We start from the raw sequence: 25,141 nt of genomic DNA, 5'->3' as shown, positions 1-25,141 counted from the left end.
TCGCCCGCTCGGATGAACAGCCGGATACTGGACTCATGGCCCAGAAGACCGCGAAGGCACACGGGCCGTCCACGGTGACGGTCAAGGGGCGGGACTACCGGATACGCAGCATCGGTTTCTTCGTGCTGGCAGCCCTGACGATCTGGTTCATCGCAGCCAATACGAACTCGGTGACCATCCGGCTCTGGATCCCTGAGGTCACCCTCCCCCTGTGGATCGTCCTGACCGTCACCCTGCTCGTCGGCATCCTTCTGGGGCTGCTGATCGCCTACCGCCGCGCACGCCGGTAGCCCGCGCTCGGAGCCCCCGGTACGGTCAGACTCTCAGGACAGGGGGCCTGCCCGGCGGATCATGCCGGACAGGCCCGCGCCAACCGCGAGGGCTCAGCGCTTGAGCGTGAAGGTGAAGTCGCCGGACACCTTGCCACTCAGCCGGACCGCGGAGACGACCTTCCCCTCGGCCATCAGTCGCTCGACCTCGGCCCGTGACAGACCGCAGCCGTCGGCGATCAGCCGCACCGGCCGGAGGGGTATCCGCGCCGCGAAGCGGACCGAGACATCGATCACCTCGCTGCCCAGATGGTCCGAACCGCCGGTGTCGAGACGCCAGGCGCCGTCCCAGTCGAGAGCGATGCGATTGCGGCGCCGAAGGACCGGGTCCTGCAGCAACTCCGCCGCAAGGCTTGGGTCGTTGTCGTGCATCCGGTCCAGCAGCTCCGGTCGGATCGTGCGCACATGCGCCCGCTCCAGGATCGTGAGCTTCGCCGTGTCCCCGCAGCCGGCGCAGAGCACGAGAAGCCAGGCGTCGAGGAGTTTATGGTTCGCGTTGACACGGAATTTTCCGTTGGCCCGGAAGCGCCCGGAGCCGCAGGCGTGACAACGGCGGAGAACAGTAGGCAGGCAGGTGGGCATGACCACCCAGCTATTGAGCACAGAGGTACACCGGTTTCAGTGAGAAGTCCGCAGCAAAAGGCAGCGCGGCGCACGACGGCGACGCGCGACAGATCAGCGCTCGGGAGGTCTCACACGGTGTACAACGGCACGTCCTTGCCTAGACGAATGGGCCCGTCGGCACGCTAGTGCCGGACCGCGCGACCACTCCACCGAATTTCCGACCGGCCGACCCGACCGACCCGCCTGACCCCGGCCGACCCGGCTGACCCGACCGCCTCCGGCCACTCCGGCTCCCGGAGGCCGATAGCCGACGTATGCGACATAGTCACGCGCGAGTTGGGCAACCTCCCCTGATGGTGACGTCCAACCGATGGTGTGCGCCCACACGCCAAAGCGCCTTCCCGCCGGCACTCGCTCGCGACCCACGGTCCAGGGCACGGAACCGGCACGCACGGGGAGGCGCGGTGTGATGAGGTTCTTCGGCAAGGTCCGGCTGGCGGAGCCGGAAGTGTCCGACGCGGAGCGCGAGTTGTTCGGCGGCCCGTTGCGCTACGACATGGGCTGGTCCCAACACGAGCACGCGCAGCTCGACTTGACGATGCTCTCGGCACTGCGTTCCATGCCGACCCTGGTCGGGGCGACCTTGCGCATGGCTTGGAACACGGACCGCCGGGCGCTCATCGCCGTCGGCGTGAGCGAGATCGGGCAGGGAGTCGCCGCGGCCGTCGGGCTGCTCGCGGTCAACGCGGTCATGCACGCCCTGCTCGGCGTCGGCACGGCGGCCGACCGGCTGCACGCCTTGATGCCGGGCCTGCTGGCCGCCGCCGCGATCGCCGTCGTCAACTCCGTGCTGGCGGGCTGGTCCACGTCCCGGGCGGGCCGGCTCGAACCTCTGGTGGAGCGGATCGCCACCACCCAGTACCTGGCAGCCGCTGTCTCCGTGGAGCTGGAGGCCATCGACGACCCGGACTTCCGGCGGCTGATCGACATCGCCCAGTACGGCCCCGCGTCCGCCCGCCGGATGATCAGCGCCTGTGTCGCCGCGCTGAACAGCACCATCTCCCTCGTGGCCACGGCGGGCGTGCTGACAGTGCTGCACCCGGCGCTGCTGCCGATGCTCGTCCTCATCGCCACCCCGCGCGGCTGGGGCGCGATGCGTGTGGCCCAGGAACGGTACGTCTCGGTGATGAGCTGGATCGAGCACGTGCGGGCCAGCCGGCTGATCGGCAACCTCCTCACCGAACGTACCGCCGCCCAGGAGGTACGTATCCACGGCGTCGGTCCCTTCCTGCTCGGCCGGTACGAACGCATGGCGCGCAGCGCCGAGGCCGAGCAGGAACGGCTGGCCGCCGGCAAGGCGGTCACCGAGTGGGTGGCCTCGGCGCTGTCCGGACTGGCGATGGCCGCCACGTACGGAACCATGATCTGGCTGGTCATGAGCGGGCACATGAGTCTGGCGGTGGCCGGCACGGCGGTGATCGCCGTCCGGTCCGGGTCGGCGAGCCTGGGCGCTCTGGTGATGAACGTCAACACCCTGCACGAGGAATCCCTGTACGTCCGCGACCACGGACGCTTCCTGGCCGAGGCGGCCGGGTACGCCATCCCCGGGACGGGCGGTCCGGTTCCGGAGCAGGTCAAGCAGATCACGCTCGACGAGGTCTCGTATCGGTACCCCGACCGCGAGGCTCCGGCGCTCGACCGGGTCACGCTCACCATCCCCATGGGCTCGGTCACGGCCGTCGTCGGCGAGAACGGCTCGGGCAAGAGCACCCTCATGAAGGTCCTCTCCGGCCTGCTGCTCCCCCATGGAGGGGCGGTGCGCTGGGGCGACCTGGACGTCACCGGACTGGACCGCTCCCAGGTCTTCGAGCGCGTCGCGCTGCTCACGCAGGACTTCCAGCGCTGGCCCGTGACGGCGGCGATGAACATCCGGATCGGCCGCCCCGAAGCCGAGGCCACCGACGACGACCTGCGGGCGTCCGTCGACTACGCCGGCGCGGGCCCGGTCGTCTCCAGACTCCCCGACGGGCTGCGGAGTCTGCTGGCCCGCGTCTTCCGCGGGGCCATCGAACTGTCCGGCGGCGAGTGGCAGAAGGTCGGCCTGGCCCGCACGCACTGGCGCAGCTCCACCTCGCGGGGGGACAGCATCCTCATCGTGGACGAACCGACGTCCGCCCTCGATCCGGAGGCCGAGATCGCGGCGTTCGACCGTATCCGCGGACTCGCCGCCCCGCACCGCGCCGTCGTCCTCGTCACCCACCGTATGTCCGGGGTCCGCCACTCCGACCGCATCTACGTCCTGCACCAGGGGCGACTGGTCGAGGAGGGCGGCCACGACGAACTCATGGCGGCCCAGGGCCGCTACGCGGCGATGTTCACGGCCCAGGCGGCCCAGTACGCCCCCACCCCCACCATCCCGCACCCCAGCTCGCACGATTCACCGAGCTCACCCGACCCGGCCGACACGTCCGGTTCGCCCGGCTCACCGGCTGTCGCGGACCCCGCGTGACTCCAGCGGGACGGGGGTCCGGCCGGGATCCATGTATCGCGATACAGCGTTGGTCTCCTCCTCGCGCCGCTGCCCGCGTCGCGCGGAGTCGTTCGACAGGATCAGGACAGAAGCATGTCGGGAGAGATCGCGCCCACCGGGAAGGCCGTCGGCCTCGGCTCGTCGCCCGGGCTGCGGGCCTCGCACGCGGACCGGGACCGGATGGTGGACGTACTGCGTGTCGCGGCCGGGGACGGCCTGCTGACCGCGGACGAGCTGGACGAGCGCCTGGAAGTCGCCCTGTCGGCGCGGACCTTGGGTGAACTGGCCGCGCTCACCGCCGACCTGCCGTCCGTCGGCGCGGCCGGGGCGGAGGCCAAGGACACGGTCCGGATCGAGCAGGTCCACAGCGGCGCGGTCGAGCGGGTGGGGCGTTGGGTCGTGCCGCGGAGGCTGGAGCTCGCCGTGACGTTCTGCGAGGTGACCCTCGACTTCACCGATGCCCTGATCACGCACGACACCCTGCGCGTCGACGTCGGCATGACGGGCAAGACCCTGACGCTGGTCACCCGCCCGGGCGTCGTGGTCGACACCGACGGTCTGCGGCTGGTGTTCTGCAAGGTCAAACACCGTCCCACTCCGACGCATCCGAACACACCGGTCACCCTGCGGGTCGAGCTGGTCGGCGAGAAGACGCACGGCCGCGTGGTGGTACGACCCCCACGCCGGACGTTCGGGCAGTGGCTGCTGCGCAGGCCCGCCGCCCCTCCCCCCGCTGAATACAGGTGACCTGCGGGGACGGCACTGCTTACCATCGGGCGCTGCAGTTCCTGTCCGCTGTCCCTGATCGGTCGTTTCGTGAAGTCTTTGGTTCCTGGTGTGCTGCGTGATGAGCCGCAGTTCGCCCGCCTGTTCATCGGGCAGTCCCTGTCGGTGGTGGGCGACCGTGTGTCGTTCATAGCCGTGCCCTTCGCCGTACTCTCGGTGGGCGGGTCCGCCTCCGACGTGGGGCTGGTCGCGGCCGCGAGCCTGGTGCCCATGCTGCTGTTCTCCCTGGTGGGCGGGGTGTGGGCGGACCGTTTCCCGCGCCATCGCATCATGCTGGTGTCGGACCTGGTGCGGTTCGCCGTGCAGGGGCTCGCCGCCGTTCTGCTGTTGACCGGCGTGGCCGAGGTTCGGCATCTGGTGCTGCTGATGATCGTGTTCGGCACGGCCGACGCGTTCTTCATGCCGGCGGCCACGGGACTGGTGCCCCTGCTCGTCGGGGCCGACCGGCTGCGGGCGGCGAACGCCCTGCGCGGGTTCGTCCAGTCGGCGGGACTGGTGGTCGGTCCCGCCGTGGCCGGGATCCTGGTGGCGGTGGCCGGTCCCGGCGGCGCCTTGGCGGTGGACGCGCTGACCTTCGCGGTCAGTGCCGCGTTCCTGGCCCGGCTGACCCCGCGCGGCATGACACCCGAGGCGACACAGGCGGGCCCGGGCGGAACGTTCTTCAAGGAGTTGCGCGCCGGCTGGACGCAGGTACGGAGCCGGACGTGGGTGTGGTCCGGCTTGGCGGCGATCTCCGTCTATCACGTCGTCGTGCTGCCGTCGGTGTTCGTGCTGGGGCCCGTCCTCGCCGAGCGCGATTGGGGCGGCGCGGCCGGCTGGTCGATCGTGACCGCGGGTTTCGGCATCGGCTCCATCGTCGGCGACGTCTGCGCCTACCGGATCAGGGTCAGACATCCGATGGCACTCGCCGCCGCGGCGCTCGCGGTGGGCTCCTGCCAGGCGGTCATCATCGGCTCCGGCGCGCCCGTCGCCGTGATAGCCGTCCTCGAAGCGGTCACCGGCGTAGGCGTCTCCCTCTTCTTCGTCATCTGGGAAACCGCGCTGCAGACGCACATACCCGAGGCCGCCCTGTCCCGGGTGAGCTCGTACGACTATCTGCTGTCGACGGGGCTCATGCCGCTGGGCCTCGCGCTCGCCGGCCCGGTGTCCGACTCCCTCGGCGTGCGGCCCACGCTGTACGCGATGACGGTCATCGCCGTCCCCGCGATGCTCGCCCTCCTGTTCGTCCCCGCCGTACGACGTCTCCCCGCGCACGCCTCGGCCACGACCGGCGCCGGTGACAGCGTCCGCACCGCTCCGGAGGTCGGCGCCGTGTGACGCGGGGAGCTCGGCGGCCGCCGAGGAGGGGGCACATGGCCGTGCCCCCTTGGCCCGTTCGGGGCTGAGGAGCGTTAGCCCATCCGACTCCTGCGCCACGACAGCCACCGGCGCGTGGCCGCTTCGTGGACCTGCGTAAACGCTCGCGCGGGAGGCGACAAGGCCGCTGGCCGGGTGACACCTGGGCCGACGCCTCCTGTTGCGGAGCTGACGGAGCGTCGGTTTTCTCGTCTGTGGAGAACACAGGAGCGCCGAGCGGACAGGTCGGCCACTGCTTTGTCGGAGGGTTCCCTTGCGAAACACACACATTGGCGTCGGTGTCGGACTGCTCCTCGGCGTCCTGGCTCTGCAGGGCCCGGCCGCCGTGGCCGCCGGTGACACGGAGCTCCGTATCGACCCGGGCAGTGGCCTGCCGGGCTCCACGGTCACGGTCACGACCACCGCCTGCGGCCCGGATGTGACGTACGGCAAGGGCGAGTCGGCGGCGGGAGGTCAGTTCCACATGTTCGGCGGCACCCGCAAGGGCGTGCTCGTGGGTGAGTTCACGATCCCGGCCGAGGGGGCGTCCGGCACCGACACCGTCACCGTGAAGTGCCCGCCGCGGATCAAGCTCACGGACACGTACGAGATCGCGGACCAGCAGCCGAGCGGGGGCATCCACGCCGGGTTCGGAGACGCCCAGGACACCAACACCCAGGTGGCCATGGGTGGCGCGCTGATCACGGCGGCCGCGGCCGGGGGCCTCTACAGGGTCCGCCGTCGCTCGCAGAGCGCCCGGCCCTGACCTTCCGCTCCGGCCGCCCAGGCCCCCGACCCCGCTCCCGACGCCCGCGCGGCGGGAGCGGACTCCCCCGGCTCCCTCCAGGCAAGAGGCCCGACGTTGAAGGAATCCAGGGACAAGGCCGACGCGCCGACGCGCACGTTCGTCCCACCGGTCACGTTTCTGATCGTGGCACTGGTGGCGGGCATCCTGCTGGTGCTCGGCACGATGGTCGACAGGCGGCCCCCGCAGCCCTCGGCCGACCAGGCCTTCCCCACCCCGTCGGCGGGTCTTGCCGCCCCGCCGGCACACCCCGCCGCCCCACCGCTGCCCCGCTCCGAGCCCGTCCGCATCCGTATCCCCGCGATCGATGTGGACGCCTCCCTGGCACGGCTGGGCCTCGACAGGGCGGGGGCTCTGCGGCCCCCGCCCGAGGGCGATGCCGGTCTCGCCGGCTGGTACGGCGGGGGCCCGACGCCGGGTTCGCGCGGCACGGCCGTGACCACGGGGCACGTGGACACACGCGCCGGAGACACCGGCGTGTTCTACCGGCTCGGCGCCCTCACGAAGGGCAGGACGATCGAGATCGACCGGGCGGACGGCCGTACCGCCGTCTTCACCGTGGACGCCGTGGAGGTCTACGACACGGACCGGTTCCCCGACAAGAAGGTCTACGGCGACATGGGCCGGCCCGAACTCCGCGTGATCACGTGCGGCGGCCGGGCCGGGAACGGCGGCTACCGCGGCAATGTCGTGGTGTACGCGACCCTCACCGGCGCACGCCAGACCAAGGGCCACACCCCGGCGGGGTAGCGCGCCGCCTGCTCGGCATGGCAGGCAGGGGTGCGCCTTCGCGTCGTGTCCTCTCGCGGCCGGAGGGGCTTCGCGAGGGACACTTCGGGCCACGCGTCGCATTACTCCTTGCCCTGTCGCCCGTGTGCGGTGAAGGTGGAGCAAGGGTCGGACAGCGGCCGACGCTCCGGGAAGGACGGGCCGCATGTCACAGGAACAGGCGGTTCCCTCGCGAACCGGCCGTCGGGAGCTGAACGCGACCCTCACGGTACGGCGGGTGATGGACGGCGCGGACGTGCTGTGCCTGTCCGGCATTCTCGACACCGAGGGCGCCGCCGCGCTCGGCCACGAACTGACCGCGCACCTTCGGGCAGCAGGCTCGAACCGGCGCGTGATCCTCGATCTGACGGGCCTGCGGCTGCTGAGCGCGGCCGGCATCCATGTGCTGGACACCCACACTCGTCATCTGTCCGAGCACCCGGTCCTGGTGATCGTCTCCACCGCGCACGTGCGGGAGATCTTCACCGTCGCGCCGGCGCCCGGCCTGTACGTCTGCCCGACCCTCGACGCGGCCCTGGCCGCGCTGCCCGAGATCGCGCCGCACCGGACCGTCGGGACGGCGGACGGTCCCGAGGACCAGACGGACGAGGACCAGACGGACGAGGACCAGGCGGACGATGACCTCGGCACGCGCACGAAGGCCCGGACCAGCGCCGTCATCGGCATGGCCCAGGGAATCGTGCTCGAACGCTACGCGCTTCCCGGCTTGCAGGCGGCCTTCGACCTGCTGCGGGAGACCTCCCGGCGCCACGACGTGCCGCTGCGTGTCCTCGCCTCCGCCGTCGTCACCGCCCCGCGCCCCGCCGGGCGCTCGTCCGGGTGGTTCCCGGACCGCCCGCCCACTCCCCCGCCCTCCCCCGAGCTGCTGGACGTCCCCGAGCAAGGGGCGTACGACCGGCGGCAACTGCTGCGTACCCTCGTCCACGAGGTCGTCGCCGTGGCCGACGCGGACGGGGCGGAAGTACATCTGACCGACCAAGCCCTGGGCAACTCCCTCGTCCTGGAATCCCATTCGGGTCTCGACGCCGCGTATCGGGATCGCGTCGCGCAGGTCGGCGCCCCGCCGGCCGTCTGCGCACGGGCGCGCCTGCTGGGGCGGCCGGTGTTGGTCGCGGACGTCACGACCGACCCCGACCTCGTCGCGACCGAGGTGGGCCGCGCCGCGTCGGCCGCGGGCAGCCGAGCCCTGTACGCGGTGCCCGCCCTCGCCGAGGACGGCGCCTGCGTGGGCGTCATCACCGTCCACCACGCCCGGCCGGGCCCCTGGCTGACGCACGTACAGCTCAACGCGCTGCGAAACCTGGCGAACGACTTGGCGCGCTGGAACTCCTGGTACCGGCGAACGGTCGTCCTGGACGCTCTGGAACACCTCCACGCCCAGAACTGAGGCGCCGGGCTCTTCCCCCGGGGCCGGGTCACCGGGCCGTCCATACCGACTGTCCCGCGCCTGGATGCAGCCCCCCGACGGCATGGGGCACCCCACGAAGCCGCCGCTCCCGGTGGCCGCGCGTTCGCGCTGTGACGTGCTTGCCGCGCAAAGCCCCGGGGGAGCCACCGGGGGCTCCCACGAGGACGGACGGGGGCAACCCCGCCGAGGTCGCTCAGACGTACTCCGCCGCCGCGTCCAGCAACCAGTCCGCCAGATAGCCGGCGAAGGACGAACGGACCAGGACCCAGAACCCCGCCGCGGGTTCGTCCCGGGAGACCAGGACGACCTGCGTGCGGCCCAGCGTCGTCTGGGCGCAGCGGCCGGAGCCGAAGGCCCTCGGATGCAGATCCAGCGCGCAGCCGTGCGCCAGCAGATCGTGAGCGCGGGGACCCGTCACGAGGAGCGTGGTGCGCTGGGCGGAGACGTCGGTGACGGAGACGGGCTCGTCTCCCGCTGCCTTCCGGATCCGCCTCTCCAGGTCCCGTTCGCTGCCGGGCGGGCCGACCAGCAGCCATTCGTCCGGGCCGAGCCACAGCGCGGCCGATTCCCCGGCGCGTACGACGGTGTTGGGTTCGAGGGGCAGTTGCAGGCCGAGCGCGAGCCCGATGGCGTCCGCCGCCGCTCCCTTGGCGTCGAGGCGCACGTCGATCTGGGCCAGGAAGGGCAGTTCGGCCAGCCGGAGCGCGCCCCCCGACGTGCGGGTCACGGCGGCCAGGCGGTCCGCGACCTGCGACAAGGGACTGCGGAGCGGGGCGGGCAGGGCGGTGTCAGCCATCGCGACGGGTTCCCTCCGGGTCGTAGAGGACGGGGCTTGCGACGGTCACCGGGACCAGCCCGTCTCCGACAGAGGCGTACAGCCGTTCGCCGATGCGCTCCCGGCCGCCCTTGACCAGGGCGAGCGCGAAGGTCCGGCCGAGCGCGGCACTGCGGTAGCTGGAGGTGACGTGGCCGAGCATGGGGACGGGCGGCGCGGGCAGTTCGCTGTCGGCGACCAGGTGGGTTCCCTCGGGAAGGAAGGTGCCCGGGTCCTCGGGGAGAAGGCCGACCAAGTGCTTGCGGTCAGGGCGGACGCTGTCGGCACGGGCGTAGGAGCGCTTGCCGATGAAGTCGGGCTTCTTCTTCGACACCACCCACTTCATGCCGAGGTCCTGCGGCGTGACCGTACCGTCCGTGTCCTGACCGATGATGGGGTAGCCCTTCTCGGCGCGCAGGACGTGCATGGTCTCGGTGCCGTACGGGGTGATGCCGTACGGGGAACCGGCCTCGTACAGCGCCTGCCACAGGGTGAGTGCTTCCCAGGGGGACACGTTGATCTCGTAGGCGAGTTCGCCGGAGAAGCTGATCCGGCACACCCTGGCCCCGATGCCCGCGACGGTCGTCTCCCGCCATGCCATGAACGGGAAGTCGTCGTTGGACACGGCCAGTTGGGGTGCCAGCGCGCCGAGAACGTCGCGGGAGCGGGGGCCGACGAGGGCGACGGTCGCCCACTGTTCGGTCACGGACGTGCAGTGGACCTTCAGGCCGGGCCACTCGGTCTGCCGCCATTCCTCCATCCAGTCCAGTACGAGGGCCGCGTTGCCGGTCGTGGTGGTGACCAGGAAGCGGTCCTGGGCGAGGCGGATGACGGTGCCGTCGTCGAGGACCATGCCGTCCGGGCGGCACAGGACGCCGTAGCGGATCATGCCGACCTTCAGAGTGCTCATCATGTTGGTGTAGAGCCGGTCGAGGAAGACACCCGCGTCCGGACCCTGTACGTCGATCTTGCCGAGCGTGGAGGCGTCCATGAAGGCGACGCCGTCGCGGGCGGCGGCGCACTCGCGCAGGACCGCGGCCCGCATGTCCTCGCCGTCTCGCGGGTAGTACCAGGGGCGCTTCCACTGGCCGACGTTCTCGAAGAGGGCGCCGTGCGCGACATGCCACTCGTGGAGGGCGGTCGTGCGGACCGGGTCGCTCAGGGCGCCGCGGCCGCGGCCGGCGAGCGCCGCGAAGGAGACCGGCGTGTACGGCGGCCGGAACGTGGTCGTGCCGAGCGCGGAGATGTCCACGCCGAGCAGTTCGGCGACGACGCCACTGGCCAGAACCCCGGAGGTCTTGCCCTGGTCGTTGGCGGTGCCCGCCGTCGTGTAGCGCTTGGTGTGCTCCACCGAGCGCAGACCGGCGCCGGCCGCCCGGGCCAGGTCGTCGACGGTGACGTCGCGTTGGAGGTCGACGAAGCGGGGGGCGTCGGAAGCACCGGGGACGACGTACACGTGCATCGCCGGCGTCTGCCGCGGCCGTGCGGCCACCACAGGCAGGCGGGGCACCCGCGGGGTGTAGCCCTCGGCCTCGACCGCGCGGGCACCGGCGGCGGCGCCCTGGGCCAGGACGTCGGCCGGATCGAGGACGCCGCTCGCGCCGCCGACGACCTCGACCGCCTGCCGGCAGGTGTCCGGCACGAAGGAGCCCAGTGCCTCGTCGTACCGCAGCGTGCCGCCCGACTGGCTGAACAGGTGGGCCACCGGGTTCCAGCCGCCTGAGACCAGCAGCAGGTCTGCCGTGAACTCCCGCTGTCCCCCGGACTCGCCGTACGGGGCGGACCCTCCGTACGGGGCGACGGTCACCGCGGTGAGCCGTGCCTCGCCCTCCGTGCCGGTGACGGCGTGCCCGGCCACCACCTCGATGCCCGCCTGGCGGGCGCGCTCCGCCCACTCTCCCGGTGCGGGGCGGGTGTCGACGATCGCCGCGATGTCCACGCCGGCCGCGGCGAGGTCCAGCGCTGCCGCGTAGGCACTGTCGTTGGTGGTGAGGACGACCGCGCGGCGGCCGGGCAGCACACCGTGGCGGTTGACGTAGGTGCGGGCCGAGGCGGCGAGCATCACGCCGGGGCGGTCGTTGTCCGCGAACGCCAGCGAGCGTTCGTGGGCGCCGGTGGCCAGGACGACGCGACGCGCCCGGATGCGCCAGACGCGCTCGCGGGATACGTGTTCGGGGGCGTCGGCGCCGAGGTGGTTGGTACGGCGTTCGACGGCGAGGAGGTGATTGTCGTCGTAGTGGCCGAAGACAGTGGTACGGCGCAGGACGCGCACCTCGGGGGCGTCGTCGAGCCGCCCGGTGACCTCCGCCACCCAGTCGAGGTGTTCGGCCGTGCCCAGGAGGCTGCCGCCCGGCTCCGGTTGGTCGTCGGCGAGGATGACACGGGCTCCGCTGAGGGCGGCGGCCGCCGCCGCGGCGAGGCCGGCCGGCCCCGCGCCGACGACCAGCAGGTCGCAGTGGGCGTGTACGGCGTCGTAGCGGGCCGGGTCCGGTTCGGTGGCGAGGCGGCCCTGGCCGGAAAGGCTGCTCGCGACCAGGCCGTCGTAGAGCTCGACGGTGGTCGCGGGGAGCATCGGCTCGGGGAAGGGCGCCTCGATCTGGACGACCGCGTTGGGCTCCTCCACACCGGCCGAGAAGGTGCCTCGGGGGCGGCCGAACTTGATGCTGGTGCCGGTCTCGATGACGCCGTTGACGAGGAGGGCGGAGGCGAGGGTGTCGCCGCGGTAGCCCTGGTAGTCGGTGCCGTCGAAGGTGAAGGTGAGGGGGGCGTCGCGGTGGATTCGGCCGCGGGTGGGGTGGCGGAGCGGCCGGCCCGCGGCGGAGCCGCCGATGGATGCGGCGCTCCCTCCGCCCCTGCCCGTCCCGTCCTGAAGGGGTCCCGCCCCCTGTACCCCCGTCGGCCCTGAAGGAGCCCTGTCCGCGAACTCCCCCGGAGGGGGTACCCCCGGACAGGCCGGGTGCACCGGGCGGGGCTCAAGCCCTGCCGGGCGTTCCTCACCCGCCCGGTACACCGCGAGGATCTCGTTCGTTGCCGTGTCCCGTACCGCGTTGAACCACGTGCGGCAGCCCGCGGCGTGGCTCCAGCGTTCGGCGAAGGACCCCTTCGGGTTGTCGCGGAAGAACAGGTAGCGGGCCCACTCCTGGTCGGTGAGGGCCGACGGGTCCTCGGGGTACGGCACGTGGGCCTGGCCGCCGTAGTGGAACTCGGCCTCGTCGCGGGGCCCGCACCACGGGCAGGTAATGAGCAGCATGGTCGGGCTCCCTAGTGGGCCACCGCGGCGGCGCCGTGCTCGTCGACGAGCGCGCCGGTGGTGAAACGGTCGAGCGAGAAGGGGGCGTTGAGGGCGTGCGGCGTGTCGTGGGCGATGGTGTGGGCGTAGACCCAGCCCACGCCCGGCGTGGCCTTGAAGCCACCCGTGCCCCAGCCGCAGTTGAGATAGAGACTGTCGACGGGGCTGAGCCCGATGATCGGCGAGGCGTCGGGACTCACGTCCACGATGCCGCCCCAGGTTCGCAGCACATGGGCGCGGGCGAAGACGGGGAAGAGCTCCAGGGCCGCGGACATCTGTTCTTCGATGATGTGGAAGGCACCGCGCTGGGTGTAGGAGTTGTACGAGTCGATGCCCGCGCCCATCACCAGCTCGCCCTTGTGCGCCTGGCTGACGTACACGTGGACCGCGTTGGACATGACGACCGTCGGGTGCACCGGCTCCAGCAGCTCGGACACGAGCGCCTGCAACGGATGGCTCTGGATGGGGAGTTCGATGCCGGCCATGGCGGCCAGGACCGAGGTGTGACCCGCCGAGCAGAGTGCCACCTTGCCCGCCGCGACGGGGCCGAGGTTCGTCCGGACTCCGACCACCCGGTCGCCGACCATGTCCAGGCCGGTGACCTCGCAGTTCTGGATGATGTCGACGCCGGCGGCGTCCGCCGAGCGGGCCAGGCCCCACGCCACGTAGTCGTGCTTGGCGATGCCGGCGCGCGGCTGGTAGGTGGCACCCAGGACCGGATAGCGCACGTCCGGCGAGATGTTGACGATCGGGCAGAGCTCCTTGACCCCGTCCGCGTCGACCCACTCCGCGTCCACGCCGTTGAGGCGGTTCGCCTCGACGCGACGCACGCTGTCGCGGACGTCCTGGAGGCTGTGGGCGAGGTTCAGCACACCGCGCTGGGAGAAGAGGATCGGGTAGTCGAGCTCCTCCCCGAGTCCCTCCCACAGCTTGAGCGCGTGCTCGTAGATGCCGGCGCTCTCGTCCCACAGGTAGTTGGAGCGGATGATCGTGGTGTTGCGGGCCATGTTGCCGCCCGCCAGCCAGCCCTTCTCCAGCACGGCGACATCGGTGATGCCGTGGTTCTTCGCCAGATAGTGGGCGGTGGCGAGGCCGTGACCGCCGCCGCCCACGATCACCACGTCGTACGAACGCTTCGGCTCGGGTGTGCGCCAGAGGAAGTCCGGGTGGTGCGGGAGGTCGGCGCCTGGGTTATGGGGGCTCATCGGACGTCTCCGTCTTCTGACAGGAACGGATACAGCGGGTGCTCGGGGGCCGTCGCATGCGTCCGGCGTTCGCGTTCCTCCTCGGCTCGAAGTCGGCGCTCAGCCACGGAGGCGGGACATGGTCGGGTCGAACAAGGGCTCCTCGGCGACGACCGCCTCGACGCGCCGGTCGAAGTACAGAATGTGCACGGTGGTGCCGGGGGTGGCGAGTACCGCCGGGAGCCAGGCGTAGGCGATGCCCTTGCCGATCGTGTAGCCGTAGGCGGCGCTGGTGACGTAGCCGACGGCGCGGTCACCGTCGTACACCGGCTCCTTGCCCATGACGACGGACCGCGGGTCGTCGATGGTGAGGCAGGTCAGCTTGCGTCGTACGTCGGTCCTACGGCGCTCAAGGGCCGCCTTGCCGATGAAGTCGCCCTTGGCGAGTTTGACGGCGAAGCCGACGCCGGCCTCGTAGGGGTCGTGCTCGTAGGTCATGTCGGTGCCGAAGGAGCGGTAACCCTTCTCCAGGCGGAGGCTGTTGAAGGCACCGCGTCCCGCGATGATGCCGCCCAGCGGCTCGGCCGCCCGCCACAGGGTGTCCCACAGCTTCTGGCCCAGGTCGGCGGTGGTGTACAGCTCCCAGCCGAGCTCACCGACGTACGAGAGGCGCATCGCGGTGACGGGGACGGAGCCGATGTGGGCGCGCTGGGCGCGGAAGTACTTCAGGCCGTCGTCGGAGAAGTCCGTGGCGGTGAGGGGCTGCAGGACCTTGCGGGCGAGCGGGCCCCACAGTCCGATGCAGCACGTGCCCGGGGTGATGTCACGGACCTGGACCGTGCCCTCGGCGGGGAGGTGGCGGGTGAACCAGTCGAGGTCCAGGTTTCCGTTGGCGCCGACCTGGAAGAGGTCGCGGGCCAGCCGGGCGACGGTGACGTCGCTGCGGATGCCGCCGTCCTCGTCCAGCAGGAGGGTGTACGTGACGGAGCCGATCGACTTGTCGATCTTGCCGGTGCACAGCCCCTCCAGGAAGGCGGCGGCACCGGGGCCGGTGACCTCGAGGCGCTTGAGTGCCGTCATGTCGTACATCGCGACGGTCTCGCGGGTGGCCTGCGCCTCGGCGCCGACGATCGGGGACCAGTAGCGCGCCGCCCAGTCGTTCGGGGTCGGGATCGAACGGCCGTCCAGCAGGCTCGCGTTGGCCTCGTACCACTGGGGGCGCTCCCAGCCGTTCGCCTCCATGAAGAAGGCACCGAGTTCCCGCTGGCGGGCGTGGAAGGGGCTCGTGCGGATCGGGCGCGGCTCCCCCGGCGGCTGGAGCGGGTGCAGGATGTCGTAGACCTCGACGAAGTTCCGGCAGCCGCGGGCCAGGACGTACTCGGGGGCGAGCTGGTGCGGTTCGAAGCGGTTGACGTCGCACTCGTGCAGGTCGAAGGACGAGCAGTGGCCGTCGACCAGCCATTCGGCCATGGCCCGGCCGACGCCGGCGGAGTGGGTGACCCAGACGGCCTCGGCGACCCAGAAGCCCTTGACGTCCGAGGACTCGCCGAGGAGCGGCTGGCCGTCGGTGGTGAAGGAGAACAGGCCGTTGATGCCCTCCTCGACCTTGGCCTCGCGCGTCGCGGGGAGCAGGGCCCGGGTCTCGCTCCAGGCGTCCTCGAAGTCGTCCTCGGTGAACTTCAGGACCGACGGCATCTCGTCGGCCTCGTCCAGGGAGAGGATGTCGTCGGCGGAGACGGGCATCGGGCGGTGGCCGTAGTAGCCGATGCCGATGGAGTCGAAGCGGTCGCGGTAGTAGAGGTCGGCGTCCTGGTGACGCAGGATCGGGCGCGCGGCCTCCTCGGTCTGGCCCGCGAGCGCCGGTACCGGTCCGGTCCAGGCGAGTTGGTGGCCGAGCGGGGTGAGCGGGAGGTTCATGCCGACCATGCGGGCGATCCTCGGGCCCCAGATGCCGGCGCAGCACACGACGATGTCGGCGGGGATCTCGCCCCGGTCGGTGAGGACGCCGGTGACGCGGCCCTCGCTCTGCCGGACGTCGAGGACCTCGTGGCGGGCGAGGAAGCGTACGCCGCGCTCGGCGGCCCGGCGGATCTGCGCCTCGACGGCGAGGACGGCCTTGGCGAGGCCGTCGGTCGGTACGAGGAGGCCGCCGAGGACCTTGTCAGGGTTGACGAGCGGGTGTTGCTCGACGCACTCCTCGGGGCTGAGCAGCCGGGCCTCGATGCCCCAGGCGGTGATCCAGCCGTGGCGGCGGTGCAGTTCGGCGACGCGCTCGGGGGTGGTCGCCACTTCGAGGCCGCCGACCTGGAGGAAGCAGGGCTCGCCGTCGACGTCGAGGGAACAGAACTTCTCGACCGTGTAGCGGGCCAACTCGGTCATGGTCTTGGAGGAGTTCGTCTGGAAGACCAGGCCCGGGGCGTGCGACGACGATCCGCCGGTGGCCGGCAGCGGGCCCTGGTCGACCACGGTCACCTCGTTCCAGCCGCGCGCGGAGATCTCGTCGGCGAGGGCCGCTCCCACGACGCCCGCTCCGATGATCACCACTCGGGGTCCCGCCATCGCCGCACCTCCGAAATCAACACCGTCGAGTTGCCGACTGCGCAACATAGTTCAGGTTGCGCAACTCAATGTGCCCGCCGCGGAGACGGGGTGTCAAGGGTCCACGACGTTGGAGAACAGACCGAAATACCGCCTGGAACACGGCAATGCCCGGCGGGCGGCGCGCACTTGCGCGCACCGCCCGCCGGGCATCTCCGACCGGCCCGTGGCCTCGGGCTAGTTGAGCCAGGCGTCCACCTTGACCTTGTTGGCGTCCACCCACTTCTTCGCCGCCGCATCGTCGGACAGCTTGTCCTGGGCGATGTACTTGGCGACCGTGTTCTGGTCCTCGTTCGTCCAGTTGAAGTTCTTCACCAGCTTGTAGGCGGGGCTGCCCGACTCGGCGAACTTCGAGCTGACGATCTTGTCCAGGTCGTAGACGGGATAGTCGCAGGCGACCTTCTCCGCGACGGCGTCACAGCCGGACGTGTACTCCGGCAGGGTGACCTTCTTCAGCGGCACCTCGGACAGGAACCACTGCGGCTCGTAGAAGTAGCCGATCACCCATTGCTTGTTCTTCTCGGCGGTGCGGAAGGCCTGGATGAGGGCGGTCTCGCTGCCCGCGTACACCACCTTGAAGTCCAGCTTCAGGTTCTTCACCAGCGCCGCGTCGTTCGTGACATACGAGGGATCGCCGTCCAGGAGCTGGCCCTTGCCGCCCGACTCGGACGTCTTGAACTTCGACGCGTATTTGTTGAGGTTCTTCCATTGGAGGATGTCGGGGTGCGCCTTGGCCAGCCATGGCGGCACGTACCAGCCGATGATGCCCTTGTTGCCGGTCTCCCCTGCCTCGGCCGCCGTCTTCTGCTGGGTGATGTACTTCTTCTTCAGGTCGTCGTGGCCCCAGTTCTCCAGGACGGCGTCGACCTCGCCGGTGCCGAAGCCCTGCCAGGCGATCTCTTCCTTCAGGTTCTTCTTGTCGACCTTGCAGCCGAGACGGTGCTCGGCGACGTACGCGACGACGGCCGCGTCGGCCTCGTAACCCACCCAGGGGTTGACCGCGAGGTTGAACGTGCCGCACTTGCCCGAGCTGCCCGTGCTGTTCGAACCCGAGGAGGAGTCGCCGACCTTCGCCCCGCCGCACGCGGTGAGGGTGAGGCCGAGGACGGCCAGGCCGGCCGCGCCGGCTCGCCAGTTTCTTGCCATGGTGTCGTGCTCCTTAAGTGCCCGCGCGACGCGCCGCTGCCTGAGTGATCCGGTCGAACATGACTCCGAGAAGGACGATGGCGCATCCGGCCGCCAGGCCCTTGCCGTACAGCTCTCCCTGCGAGAATCCGGCCACGACGTCGTAGCCCAGGGCACCTGCTCCCACCAGGCCGCCCACCACAACCATCGACAGCACGTAGATCAGGCCCTGGTTGGTCGCGAGCGTCAGGGCACCGCGTGACATCGGCAGTTGGACCTTGGTGATGATCTGCCAGGTGGTGCACCCGGCGGAGGCGGCCGCCTCCACGGTGGTCTCGGGCACGGCCCGGATCCCGTCCGCGATGATCTTCATCGTGACGGGCGCCGCGTAGACGATCGCCGCGACGATGGCCGTGAAGCGGGTGGCGCCGAACAGCGCGAGGAACGGTACGAGGTAGACGAACGGTGGCATGACCTGTGCCGCGTCCAGGGTGGGCCGGATCAGCCGGTCCACGAGCATGCTGCGCCCCATCCACACGCCGAAGACGATGCCGAGCACCATCACCAGCACCGTGGCGACGAGCGTCGAGGCCAGCGTCGTCATGCCGTCCGACCACACACCCGTGCCGACCAGCAGACCCACGCACACGGCCGTGGTGACCCCGGCCTTCCAGCCGCCGAACACCAGGCCCAGCGAGACCAGCACCGCGCCGACGAGCCACCACGGGGAGTCGGTGAGCAGTGTCTGGAACGGATTGAGCAGGACGTTCGTGATGATGTCGCGGATCGCGTTCGTCGGACCCGACAGGTTGTCCTGCGCCCAGTTGGTCGCGGTGTCCGCCGCGCTCCCGATGTGGCCGCCGATGGTGCCGTCGCCGGGGAAGTCCGCCGCCCACAGATACGTGTGCGACATGTAGATCAGGACCGCCGTGACCACCGCGCCCGCGCCCAGCAGCGGCCGCCGCCACTTCGCGAAGGTGTTCCCGGAGCGCCGCGCGTACTCCTCTCGGGTGCCGGCCGCGGTCGTGACCCGGTCCAGGACGATCGCCATGACCACGATGGCCAGGCCCGCGTTGAAGGCCGTGCCGACGTCGAGCGACTGAAGTGCCTGGATGACGTTCGCGCCGAGGCCGGGCGCGTTGATCAGGGCCGCGATGGTCACCATGGCCAGGGCGGCCATGATGGTCTGGTTGACGCCCATCACCACGGTCCGCCTGGACATCGGCAGCAGGACCTTGAGCAGGGACTGACGGCGGGTGGCGCCCAGGGAGTCGGCCGCCTCGACGGTCGTCCTCGACACGTTGCGGATGGCGTGCGCGGTGATGCGGATCGTCGGCGGGGCCGCGTAGATCACGGTGGCGATGGTGGCGGACGCTCCGCCGATGAGGAAAAACAGGGTCAGCGGTGCCAGGTAGACGAAGGTCGGCATCGTCTGCATGAAGTCCAGGAAGGGCGTCATGATCCGGTCGAACCGGTCGGACAGCCCCGCCCACACCCCGAGCGGGATCGCGAACAGCAGCGCCACGAACACCGCGGAGAGGGTGAGGGCGAGGGTGTCCATGCTCTCCTGCCACAGCCCCTGGAGCCCGAGGAAGGTGAAGCCCGCCAAGGCCAGCAGCCCGACGCGCCAGTTCCCCACGGCCCAGGAGACGTACCCGGCGATGCCGACGACGCCGAGCCAGCCGATCTGCGGGACCGGGCGGGCCCCGGACGGCTGGGAGATCAGGTGCTGGACGAAGGTCACCAGGTTGTCGATGACCAGCCGGATCTCGTTGAAGAAGTACAGGAAGAGCGGGTTGGAGTTGCGGTTGGCGCCGATGGAGTCGTTGAGGTCGTTGATCCACCGGTGCAGATCGGTCAGATCCGCCGCCGCCAGGGACAGGGTCTGCGTTCCGCGCAGGACGGCGAACAGCACCAGCCAGGCGACGAGGATCGCGCCGATCATCATGGGCCGGCCGACCTTGCGCGCGCCCTTGGCGGGCTCGGCCGGTTCCACGTCCTCCGCTTCGCCGGGTTTCTCGATGGCGACGGTCATCACGCGTCGCCTTTCCGCCCGGCGACCACCGCGAGGATCTCCTCGTCGCCGACGATGCCGAGCAGCTTGCCGTTCTCGACGACCTTGACGGGCTTGTCGGACGCGAGGACCGCCCGGGTGGCCTCCTTCACCACGACGTCCGGGCCCAGCTCGGGGCCGTCCAGTTCGTCGCCGTCCTCCGGCGCGCGCATGATCCAGCGCAGGGTGAGTACGTCGCCGCGCGGCACGTCCTTGACGAACTCGCGTACGTAGTCGTCGGCGGGGGCGCCGACCAGTTCGTCGCCGGTACCGCACTGGACCGTCTTTCCGTCGCGCATGATGAGGATGCGGTCACCCAGCTTGAGCGCCTCGGAAAGGTCGTGGGTGACGAACACCATCGTCTTGCCGACCTCGTGGTGCAGCCGGATGACCTCGTTCTGCATGTCCCGGCGGATCAGCGGGTCGAGCGCCGAGAACGGTTCGTCGAAGAGGAGTACGTCCGGGTCGCCGGCCAGCGCCCGGGCCAGGCCGACGCGCTGCTGCATACCGCCGGAGAGCTGGTCGGGGAAGGAGTTCTCGTAGCCGGAGAGGCCGACCAGTTCGACGACCTCGAGCGCCCGCCTGGTGCGCTCGTCCTTGCTCATGCCGCGGATCTCGAGGCCGAACGACACGTTGTCGACGACCCTCCGGTGCGGCAGCAGCCCGAAGTGCTGGAAAACCATGGAGAACTTGTGGCGGCGCAGTTCCCGCAGCCGCTTGGCGTCCGCGTCACGGATGTCCTCGCCCTCGAAGACGATCTCCCCCGCGGTGGGTTCGATCAGCCGGGTCAGACATCGCACCAGGGTGGACTTCCCGGAGCCGGACAGACCCATGACGACGAAGACCTCGCCGGGCGAGACCTCGAAGCTCACGTCGCGCACGGCGGCGGTGCATCCGGTGCGGTCCATCAACTCGCGTCGGGTGAGCCCGCACAGCTCCTCGGAGTCCGGTACCTGGTCCGCCTTCGGCCCGAACACCTTCCACAGCTCGCGCACGGATATGACCGGGGTGGGGGCCGAGTCCTGGGACGTGCCGCGCCGCTGCGGCACCTCCGTCTGTGCTGGGGTCACGATCGACCTCTCTTCGGCGTTCAGCCGCGGAACCAGTGTTGCGGCCGGGGTTGGATGTTCTGCCAGATGTGCTTGGGCTCTCGGTACTCGTCCAGGCCGGTCGGTCCCAGCTCCCTGCCCACGCCCGAGTGGCCGAAGCCACCCCATTCCGCTTGCGGCACGTAGGGGTGGTAGTCGTTGATCCACACCGTGCCGTGGCGCAGTCGCCGGGCGACCCGCTGGGCCTTCCCGGCGTCCTGGGTCCAGACGGCTCCGGCGAGTCCGTACTCGGTGTCGTTGGCGATGCGTACGGCGTCGTCCTCGTCGCTGAAGCGCTCGACGGTCAGCACGGGTCCGAAGGACTCCTCGTGCACGACCCTCATGTCCTGGGTGCACGCGTCGAGCACGGTCGGCGGGTAGAAGTAGCCGTCCGCGAGGGCGGGATCGTCCGGCCGTTCGCCGCCGCAGCGCAGTACGGCGCCCTCGGCGAGACCGGCCGCGACATACGCCTCGACCTTCTCCCGGTGTCGCTCGGAGATCAGCGCGCCGGTCTCGGCCTCGGGGTCGAAGGGCCCGCCGAGCCGGATCCGACGGGCGCGGCGGACGACCTCGTCGACCAGGGCGTCATGGATCGCGTCCTCGACGATCAGGCGTGCGCCGGCGGAGCAGACCTGGCCCGAGTGCAGGAAGACGGCCGTGAGGGCGAAGTCGACGGCCGTCTCGAAGTCGGCGTCGGCGAAGACCACGTTGGGATTCTTGCCGCCGAGCTCCAGCGCGACCTTTTTCACGGTCGCGGCGGCGGTGGCCATGACGCGCTTGCCGGTCTCCAGGCCTCCGGTGAAGGAGACCATGTCGACGGCCGGGTCCTCGCAGAGCGGAGCGCCCGCCTCGGGGCCCGTGCCCAGGACGAGATTGGCGGCGCCGGCCGGGAGGCCGGCCTCCTCCAGTGCCCGCATCAGCAGGATCGAGGTGGAGGGGGTGAGCTCACTGGGCTTGAGGACGATCGTGTTGCCCGCGACAAGCGCCGGGGCGACCTTCCAACTGGCCTGTAGCAGTGGGTAGTTCCAGGGGGTGATGAGCCCGCACACGCCGATCGGTTCGTGGACGACACGGCTGACGGCGTCATCACGACCGGTGTCGATCACCCGGCCGGCATCCGTGCCCGCGATCCCGCCGTAGTAGCGAAAACAGGAGACGGCGTCGGCGATGTCGTACTCGCTCTCCACCAGCCGCTTGCCGGTGTCCAGCGACTCGGCGCGGGCGAACTCCTTGGCGTCGCGCTCGATGAGGTCGGCGGTGCGCAGCAACAGCGCACCGCGCTCCCGCTCGGGGGCGTGCGGCCAGGGACCTTCGTCGAAGGCCCGGCGGGCCGCCGCGATCGCCGCCTCGGTATCGGGACGTGTCGCCTCGGAGACGGTCGCGGCGAGCGCGCCGTCAGCGGGACAGCGGATCTCCCGGCACCCGCCGGCCACCGCGTCGCGCCATTCCCCGGCCACATACAGGTCTGCCACTCGCCAAGCCCTTCAGCCGTACGCGTTGCGCATCGTGCATCCAATTGCTTGTGGTGGAACACCATGGCGAACGCCACAGACCTACGTCAAGGGGTTGGCGGATGACGATTCCACAAGGGGCTTTCGCTCCTTGTCCCTTGACCGATGATCTCGTCGAACTCGATACACTTCGACGTCTCCGCCCTCGACGCGAACGCGAAAGCTCTGCTTTACCGATTCGGTCCCGTCGCCGAGGCCTACGCCGCCCGTCGTATACGAACCCGGCCGTCCTCCTGGACGAGTTGACCCGGAGATGACCCGCTGCGGATCGGTTCAGCCCTCCGACCGGTCCAGCAGCGCGCGGCGCCACCGTTCGGTCTCGGCGATCTGGTTGAACGTGAACACGTGCAGGCCCGCCACCCCGGCCGAGGGCCGGGTCAGCACCTTCCCACTGCGGGCGAGCAGCCGGTCCGGCGAGTAGCCACCAGGGGTCGCGAACCGCAGGAACCACGAGGTGTGCCGGGTGAGGAAGCGTGTCGACTCCCCCACCCCGATCTTCGTCGCCATGGCCAGCAGCTTCGCCCGCTGCACGGGCCCCGCCACGCCCACATGGACGGGCAGGGTGACGCCGCGGCTCCGTATGCGGCCGACCCAGTCACCCAGCACGCGCGGATCGAAGCAGAGGTTGCTCACGATGTACGTGGCGTGCGCGCTCTTGTCCCACATGGCCTGGATGGTGAGGTCGTCGTGGATGAGCGGATGGCTCTCGGGATAGCCGGTGATGCCGACGCGCGCGAACGGACCGCCCAGCTCGCCCAGCCTGCGCAGCACCGGCAGCGCCCCGTCGTAGGCCCCGGCCGGCGGATCGGCGTCGCCGGCCGGGACGAAGACGTCGTCGACACCCGTCTCCCGGAGCCGGTCGACGACTTCCTTCAGATGCGCGTCGTCCCTCAGCAGCCGCGCGGGCACGTGCGGGACGACGCGATAGCCGTACGCCGCCAGCCGGCCGACGAGGTCGAGCGTCGACTCCAGGCCCTTGACCGGGGACGCCGTCACGGTGACGACGACGTCGCGCGGGACATGGGCGAGGACCTCGTCCTCGGTCGTCCTCGCGGGCAGCACCTCGTAACGGACGCTGGACAGCAGGGTCCTGAGGTGTTCGCCGCCCAAGGGTTACCCGGCCTGCTTCTGGGCGTCCCGGTGCCGGTAGTACGCGGCCTTGGAAGGGGGCAGCGGCTCCTTGCCGAGGATGAGGTCGGCCGCCTTCTCCGCGATCATCATGACCGGCGCGTAGATGTTGCCGTTGGTGACGTAGGGCATGACCGACGCGTCGACGACGCGCAGCCCCTCCACGCCGTGCACGCGCATGCTGGCGGGGTCGACGACGGACATCGCGTCGGTGCCCATCTTGCAGGTGCAGGAAGGGTGCAGGGCGGTCTCGCCCTCCTTGGCGACCCAGGCGAGGATCTCCTCCTCGCTCGCCACGGACGGTCCGGGTGAGATCTCGCCGTCGTTGTACGGGGCCATGGCGGGCTGGTTGAGGAGCTCGCGGGCGACCCGGATCGACTCGACCCACTCGCGGCGGTCCTGCTCGGTGGAAAGGTAGTTGAAGCGCAGCGCCGGGTGTTCCCGCGGGTCCTTGCTCTTGATCTTCACCGAGCCGATGGCGTCGGAGTACATGGGCCCGACGTGCACCTGATAACCGTGGCCCCCGGCCGGCGAGGAGCCGTCGTAGCGGACCGCCACCGGCAGGAAGTGGAACATCAGGTTGGGGTAGTCCACGTCCTCGTTGCTGCGGGCGAACCCGCCGGCCTCGAAGTGGTTGGTCGAGGCGGGGCCCTTGCGGAAGAGCCATTGCAGGCCGATGAAGGGCGCGCGCCACTTCGCCATGTACGGCTGCACGGAGACGGGTTGCTTGCAGGCGTACTGGATGTACACCTCCAGGTGGTCCTGCAGGTTCTCGCCGACGCCGGGAAGGTCGTGGACGACGTCGATGCCGAGCGCGCTCAGTTCCTCGGCGTTGCCGACTCCGGAGAGCTGGAGCAGCTGCGGGGAGTTGATCGCGCCGCCGCAGAGGATGACCTCGCGGGCGCGCACCTGCTGGACCTTGCCGCGGCGTCGGTACTCGACGCCGACGGCCTTCCTGCCCTCGAAGAGGACGCGGGTGACCAGGGCGCGCGTGGTGACGGTGAGGTTGGGCCGCTTCCTCACGGGCTTGAGGTACGCCTTCGAGGCGGACAGCCGGCGGCCGCCGCTGACGTTGCGGTCGAAGGGGGCGAAGCCCTCCTGCCGATAGCCGTTGACGTCGTCGGTGCGGGGGTGGCCCGCCTCCTGGACGGCCTTGAGGAAGGCGGTGAACAGCGGGTTGGAGGCGGGGCCGCGTTCGAGGACGAGGGGGCCGTCGTGGCCGCGGAACTCGTCGTCGGGGTCGGCCGCGAGACAGTTCTCCATCCGCTTGAAGTACGGCAGACAGTGCGCGTAGTCCCAGGACTCCATGCCGGCGCCGGCCGCCCAGCGTTCGTAGTCCATGGGGTTGCCGCGCTGGAAGATCATGCCGTTGATACTGCTGGAACCGCCGAGCACCTTGCCGCGCGCGTGATGGATGCGGCGGCCGCCCATGTGCGGCTCGGGTTCCGACGCGTACTTCCAGTCGTAGAAGCGGCTGCCGATCGGATAGGTCAGCGCCGCCGGCATGTGGATGAAGACGTCCCACGGATGGTCGGCCCGGCCCGCTTCCAGGACCAGCACCTGACTGCCCGGGTCGGCGGAGAGCCGGTTCGCCAGTGCGCTGCCGGCGGATCCACCGCCGACGATGACGAAGTCGTAGTGCAGGGGAGCCATCGCATCTCGTCTCGCTCGCGCCGTAGATACGCGAGGCATGTTAGTACGGGTATCGCCATACGCACCAGGTTGCGAACAACGCAACTTGCCGGGTCTACGTTTTCATACCGCTGCTTGCAGCGCTGTTGTTTACTACGCGTATAGTTTCGTTG

At 70.5% G+C, this 25,141-nt stretch carries 18 protein-coding genes; 7 read left to right on the top strand and 11 right to left on the bottom strand.

Translation table 11 applies throughout. From position 1 onward, the window contains the following. The first annotated feature begins 35 nt into the window (after positions 1-35). On the top strand, positions 36-290 hold the full coding sequence (locus ACIQ7M_RS19375; RefSeq protein ID WP_384785083.1) for a lipopolysaccharide assembly protein LapA domain-containing protein: 255 nt from the start codon (positions 36-38) through the stop codon (positions 288-290). A 93-nt stretch (positions 291-383) separates the two neighbouring features. Here ACIQ7M_RS19375 and ACIQ7M_RS19370 read toward each other — a convergent pair whose 3' ends face one another. Beyond that, complete coding sequence (locus ACIQ7M_RS19370; RefSeq protein WP_403645638.1) at positions 384-932, bottom strand: DUF1062 domain-containing protein; 549 nt, start codon at positions 930-932, stop codon at positions 384-386. Positions 933-1,362: 430 nt separating this feature from the next. Here ACIQ7M_RS19370 and ACIQ7M_RS19365 point away from each other — a divergent pair, with 430 nt between their 5' ends. The 6 genes from ACIQ7M_RS19365 to ACIQ7M_RS19340 all read left to right on the top strand — a co-directional run bounded on the left by ACIQ7M_RS19365 (position 1,363) and on the right by ACIQ7M_RS19340 (position 8,525). Continuing rightward, positions 1,363-3,402 carry an ABC transporter ATP-binding protein gene (locus ACIQ7M_RS19365; protein WP_403645940.1) on the top strand — a complete coding sequence of 680 codons (2,040 nt, stop codon included), beginning with the start codon at positions 1,363-1,365 and terminating at the stop codon, positions 3,400-3,402. A gap of 114 nt (positions 3,403-3,516) precedes the next feature. After that, positions 3,517-4,170, top strand: coding sequence for a DUF1707 domain-containing protein (locus tag ACIQ7M_RS19360; protein WP_403645635.1), 654 nt, complete (start codon positions 3,517-3,519; stop codon positions 4,168-4,170). 90 nt (positions 4,171-4,260) lie between these two features. Next, the gene (locus ACIQ7M_RS19355; RefSeq protein WP_403645632.1) at positions 4,261-5,526 is read left to right on the top strand and encodes an MFS transporter; all 1,266 of its coding nucleotides are present in this window, start codon (positions 4,261-4,263) and stop codon (positions 5,524-5,526) included. Positions 5,527-5,818: 292 nt separating this feature from the next. Beyond that, a complete protein-coding gene (locus ACIQ7M_RS19350; RefSeq protein ID WP_403645629.1) occupies positions 5,819-6,310 on the top strand; it encodes a sortase in 492 nt (163 codons plus the stop codon). 204 nt (positions 6,311-6,514) lie between these two features. Beyond that, positions 6,515-7,099 (top strand): class F sortase, encoded by a 585-nt coding sequence (locus ACIQ7M_RS19345; RefSeq protein ID WP_403645937.1) that lies wholly within the window; start codon positions 6,515-6,517, stop codon positions 7,097-7,099. Between the two features lie 184 nt (positions 7,100-7,283). Next, positions 7,284-8,525: a GAF domain-containing protein gene (locus ACIQ7M_RS19340; protein WP_403645625.1), complete on the top strand. Its 1,242-nt coding sequence runs from the start codon at positions 7,284-7,286 to the stop codon at positions 8,523-8,525. 214 nt (positions 8,526-8,739) lie between these two features. Here the strand turns inward: ACIQ7M_RS19340 and ACIQ7M_RS19335 are convergent, their stop codons facing one another. From ACIQ7M_RS19335 to betA, 10 genes are all read right to left on the bottom strand, one after another. After that, entirely contained in the window at positions 8,740-9,342 is a 603-nt protein-coding gene (locus ACIQ7M_RS19335; protein ID WP_403645622.1) for a sarcosine oxidase subunit gamma, read from the bottom strand. Beyond that, positions 9,335-12,610: a sarcosine oxidase subunit delta family protein gene (locus ACIQ7M_RS19330; protein WP_403645619.1), complete on the bottom strand. Its 3,276-nt coding sequence runs from the start codon at positions 12,608-12,610 to the stop codon at positions 9,335-9,337. The genes ACIQ7M_RS19335 and ACIQ7M_RS19330 overlap by 8 nt, the downstream gene beginning before the upstream one ends. Before the next feature lie 11 nt (positions 12,611-12,621). Beyond that, positions 12,622-13,854 (bottom strand): sarcosine oxidase subunit beta family protein, encoded by a 1,233-nt coding sequence (locus ACIQ7M_RS19325; RefSeq protein ID WP_403645616.1) that lies wholly within the window; start codon positions 13,852-13,854, stop codon positions 12,622-12,624. A gap of 99 nt (positions 13,855-13,953) precedes the next feature. After that, on the bottom strand, positions 13,954-16,392 hold the full coding sequence (locus tag ACIQ7M_RS19320; protein WP_403645613.1) for an FAD-dependent oxidoreductase: 2,439 nt from the start codon (positions 16,390-16,392) through the stop codon (positions 13,954-13,956). A 216-nt stretch (positions 16,393-16,608) separates the two neighbouring features. After that, entirely contained in the window at positions 16,609-17,577 is a 969-nt protein-coding gene (locus ACIQ7M_RS19315) for an ABC transporter substrate-binding protein (RefSeq protein WP_355773952.1), read from the bottom strand. Between the two features lie 13 nt (positions 17,578-17,590). Continuing rightward, on the bottom strand, positions 17,591-19,591 hold the full coding sequence (locus ACIQ7M_RS19310; RefSeq protein WP_403645609.1) for an ABC transporter permease: 2,001 nt from the start codon (positions 19,589-19,591) through the stop codon (positions 17,591-17,593). Further along, positions 19,591-20,679 carry a glycine betaine/L-proline ABC transporter ATP-binding protein gene (locus tag ACIQ7M_RS19305; RefSeq protein ID WP_403645606.1) on the bottom strand — a complete coding sequence of 363 codons (1,089 nt, stop codon included), beginning with the start codon at positions 20,677-20,679 and terminating at the stop codon, positions 19,591-19,593. Before ACIQ7M_RS19305 ends, ACIQ7M_RS19310 begins: the two co-directional genes overlap by 1 nt. A gap of 20 nt (positions 20,680-20,699) precedes the next feature. Beyond that, complete coding sequence (locus ACIQ7M_RS19300) at positions 20,700-22,169, bottom strand: aldehyde dehydrogenase family protein (RefSeq protein WP_403645603.1); 1,470 nt, start codon at positions 22,167-22,169, stop codon at positions 20,700-20,702. Positions 22,170-22,481: 312 nt separating this feature from the next. Further along, positions 22,482-23,318: a methylenetetrahydrofolate reductase gene (locus ACIQ7M_RS19295; protein WP_403645600.1), complete on the bottom strand. Its 837-nt coding sequence runs from the start codon at positions 23,316-23,318 to the stop codon at positions 22,482-22,484. Positions 23,319-23,321: 3 nt separating this feature from the next. After that, positions 23,322-24,989, bottom strand: a complete 1,668-nt coding sequence (betA, locus tag ACIQ7M_RS19290; protein WP_403645597.1) for a choline dehydrogenase — start codon at positions 24,987-24,989, stop codon at positions 23,322-23,324. Positions 24,990-25,141 lie beyond the last annotated feature (152 nt).

This window comes from Streptomyces sp. NPDC096324 (genome assembly GCF_044763015.1).
Lineage (GTDB): Bacteria > Actinomycetota > Actinomycetes > Streptomycetales > Streptomycetaceae > Streptomyces.
Note: the sequence above shows the minus strand (reverse complement) of the source record. Positions and strands in the feature narration are given on the sequence as shown.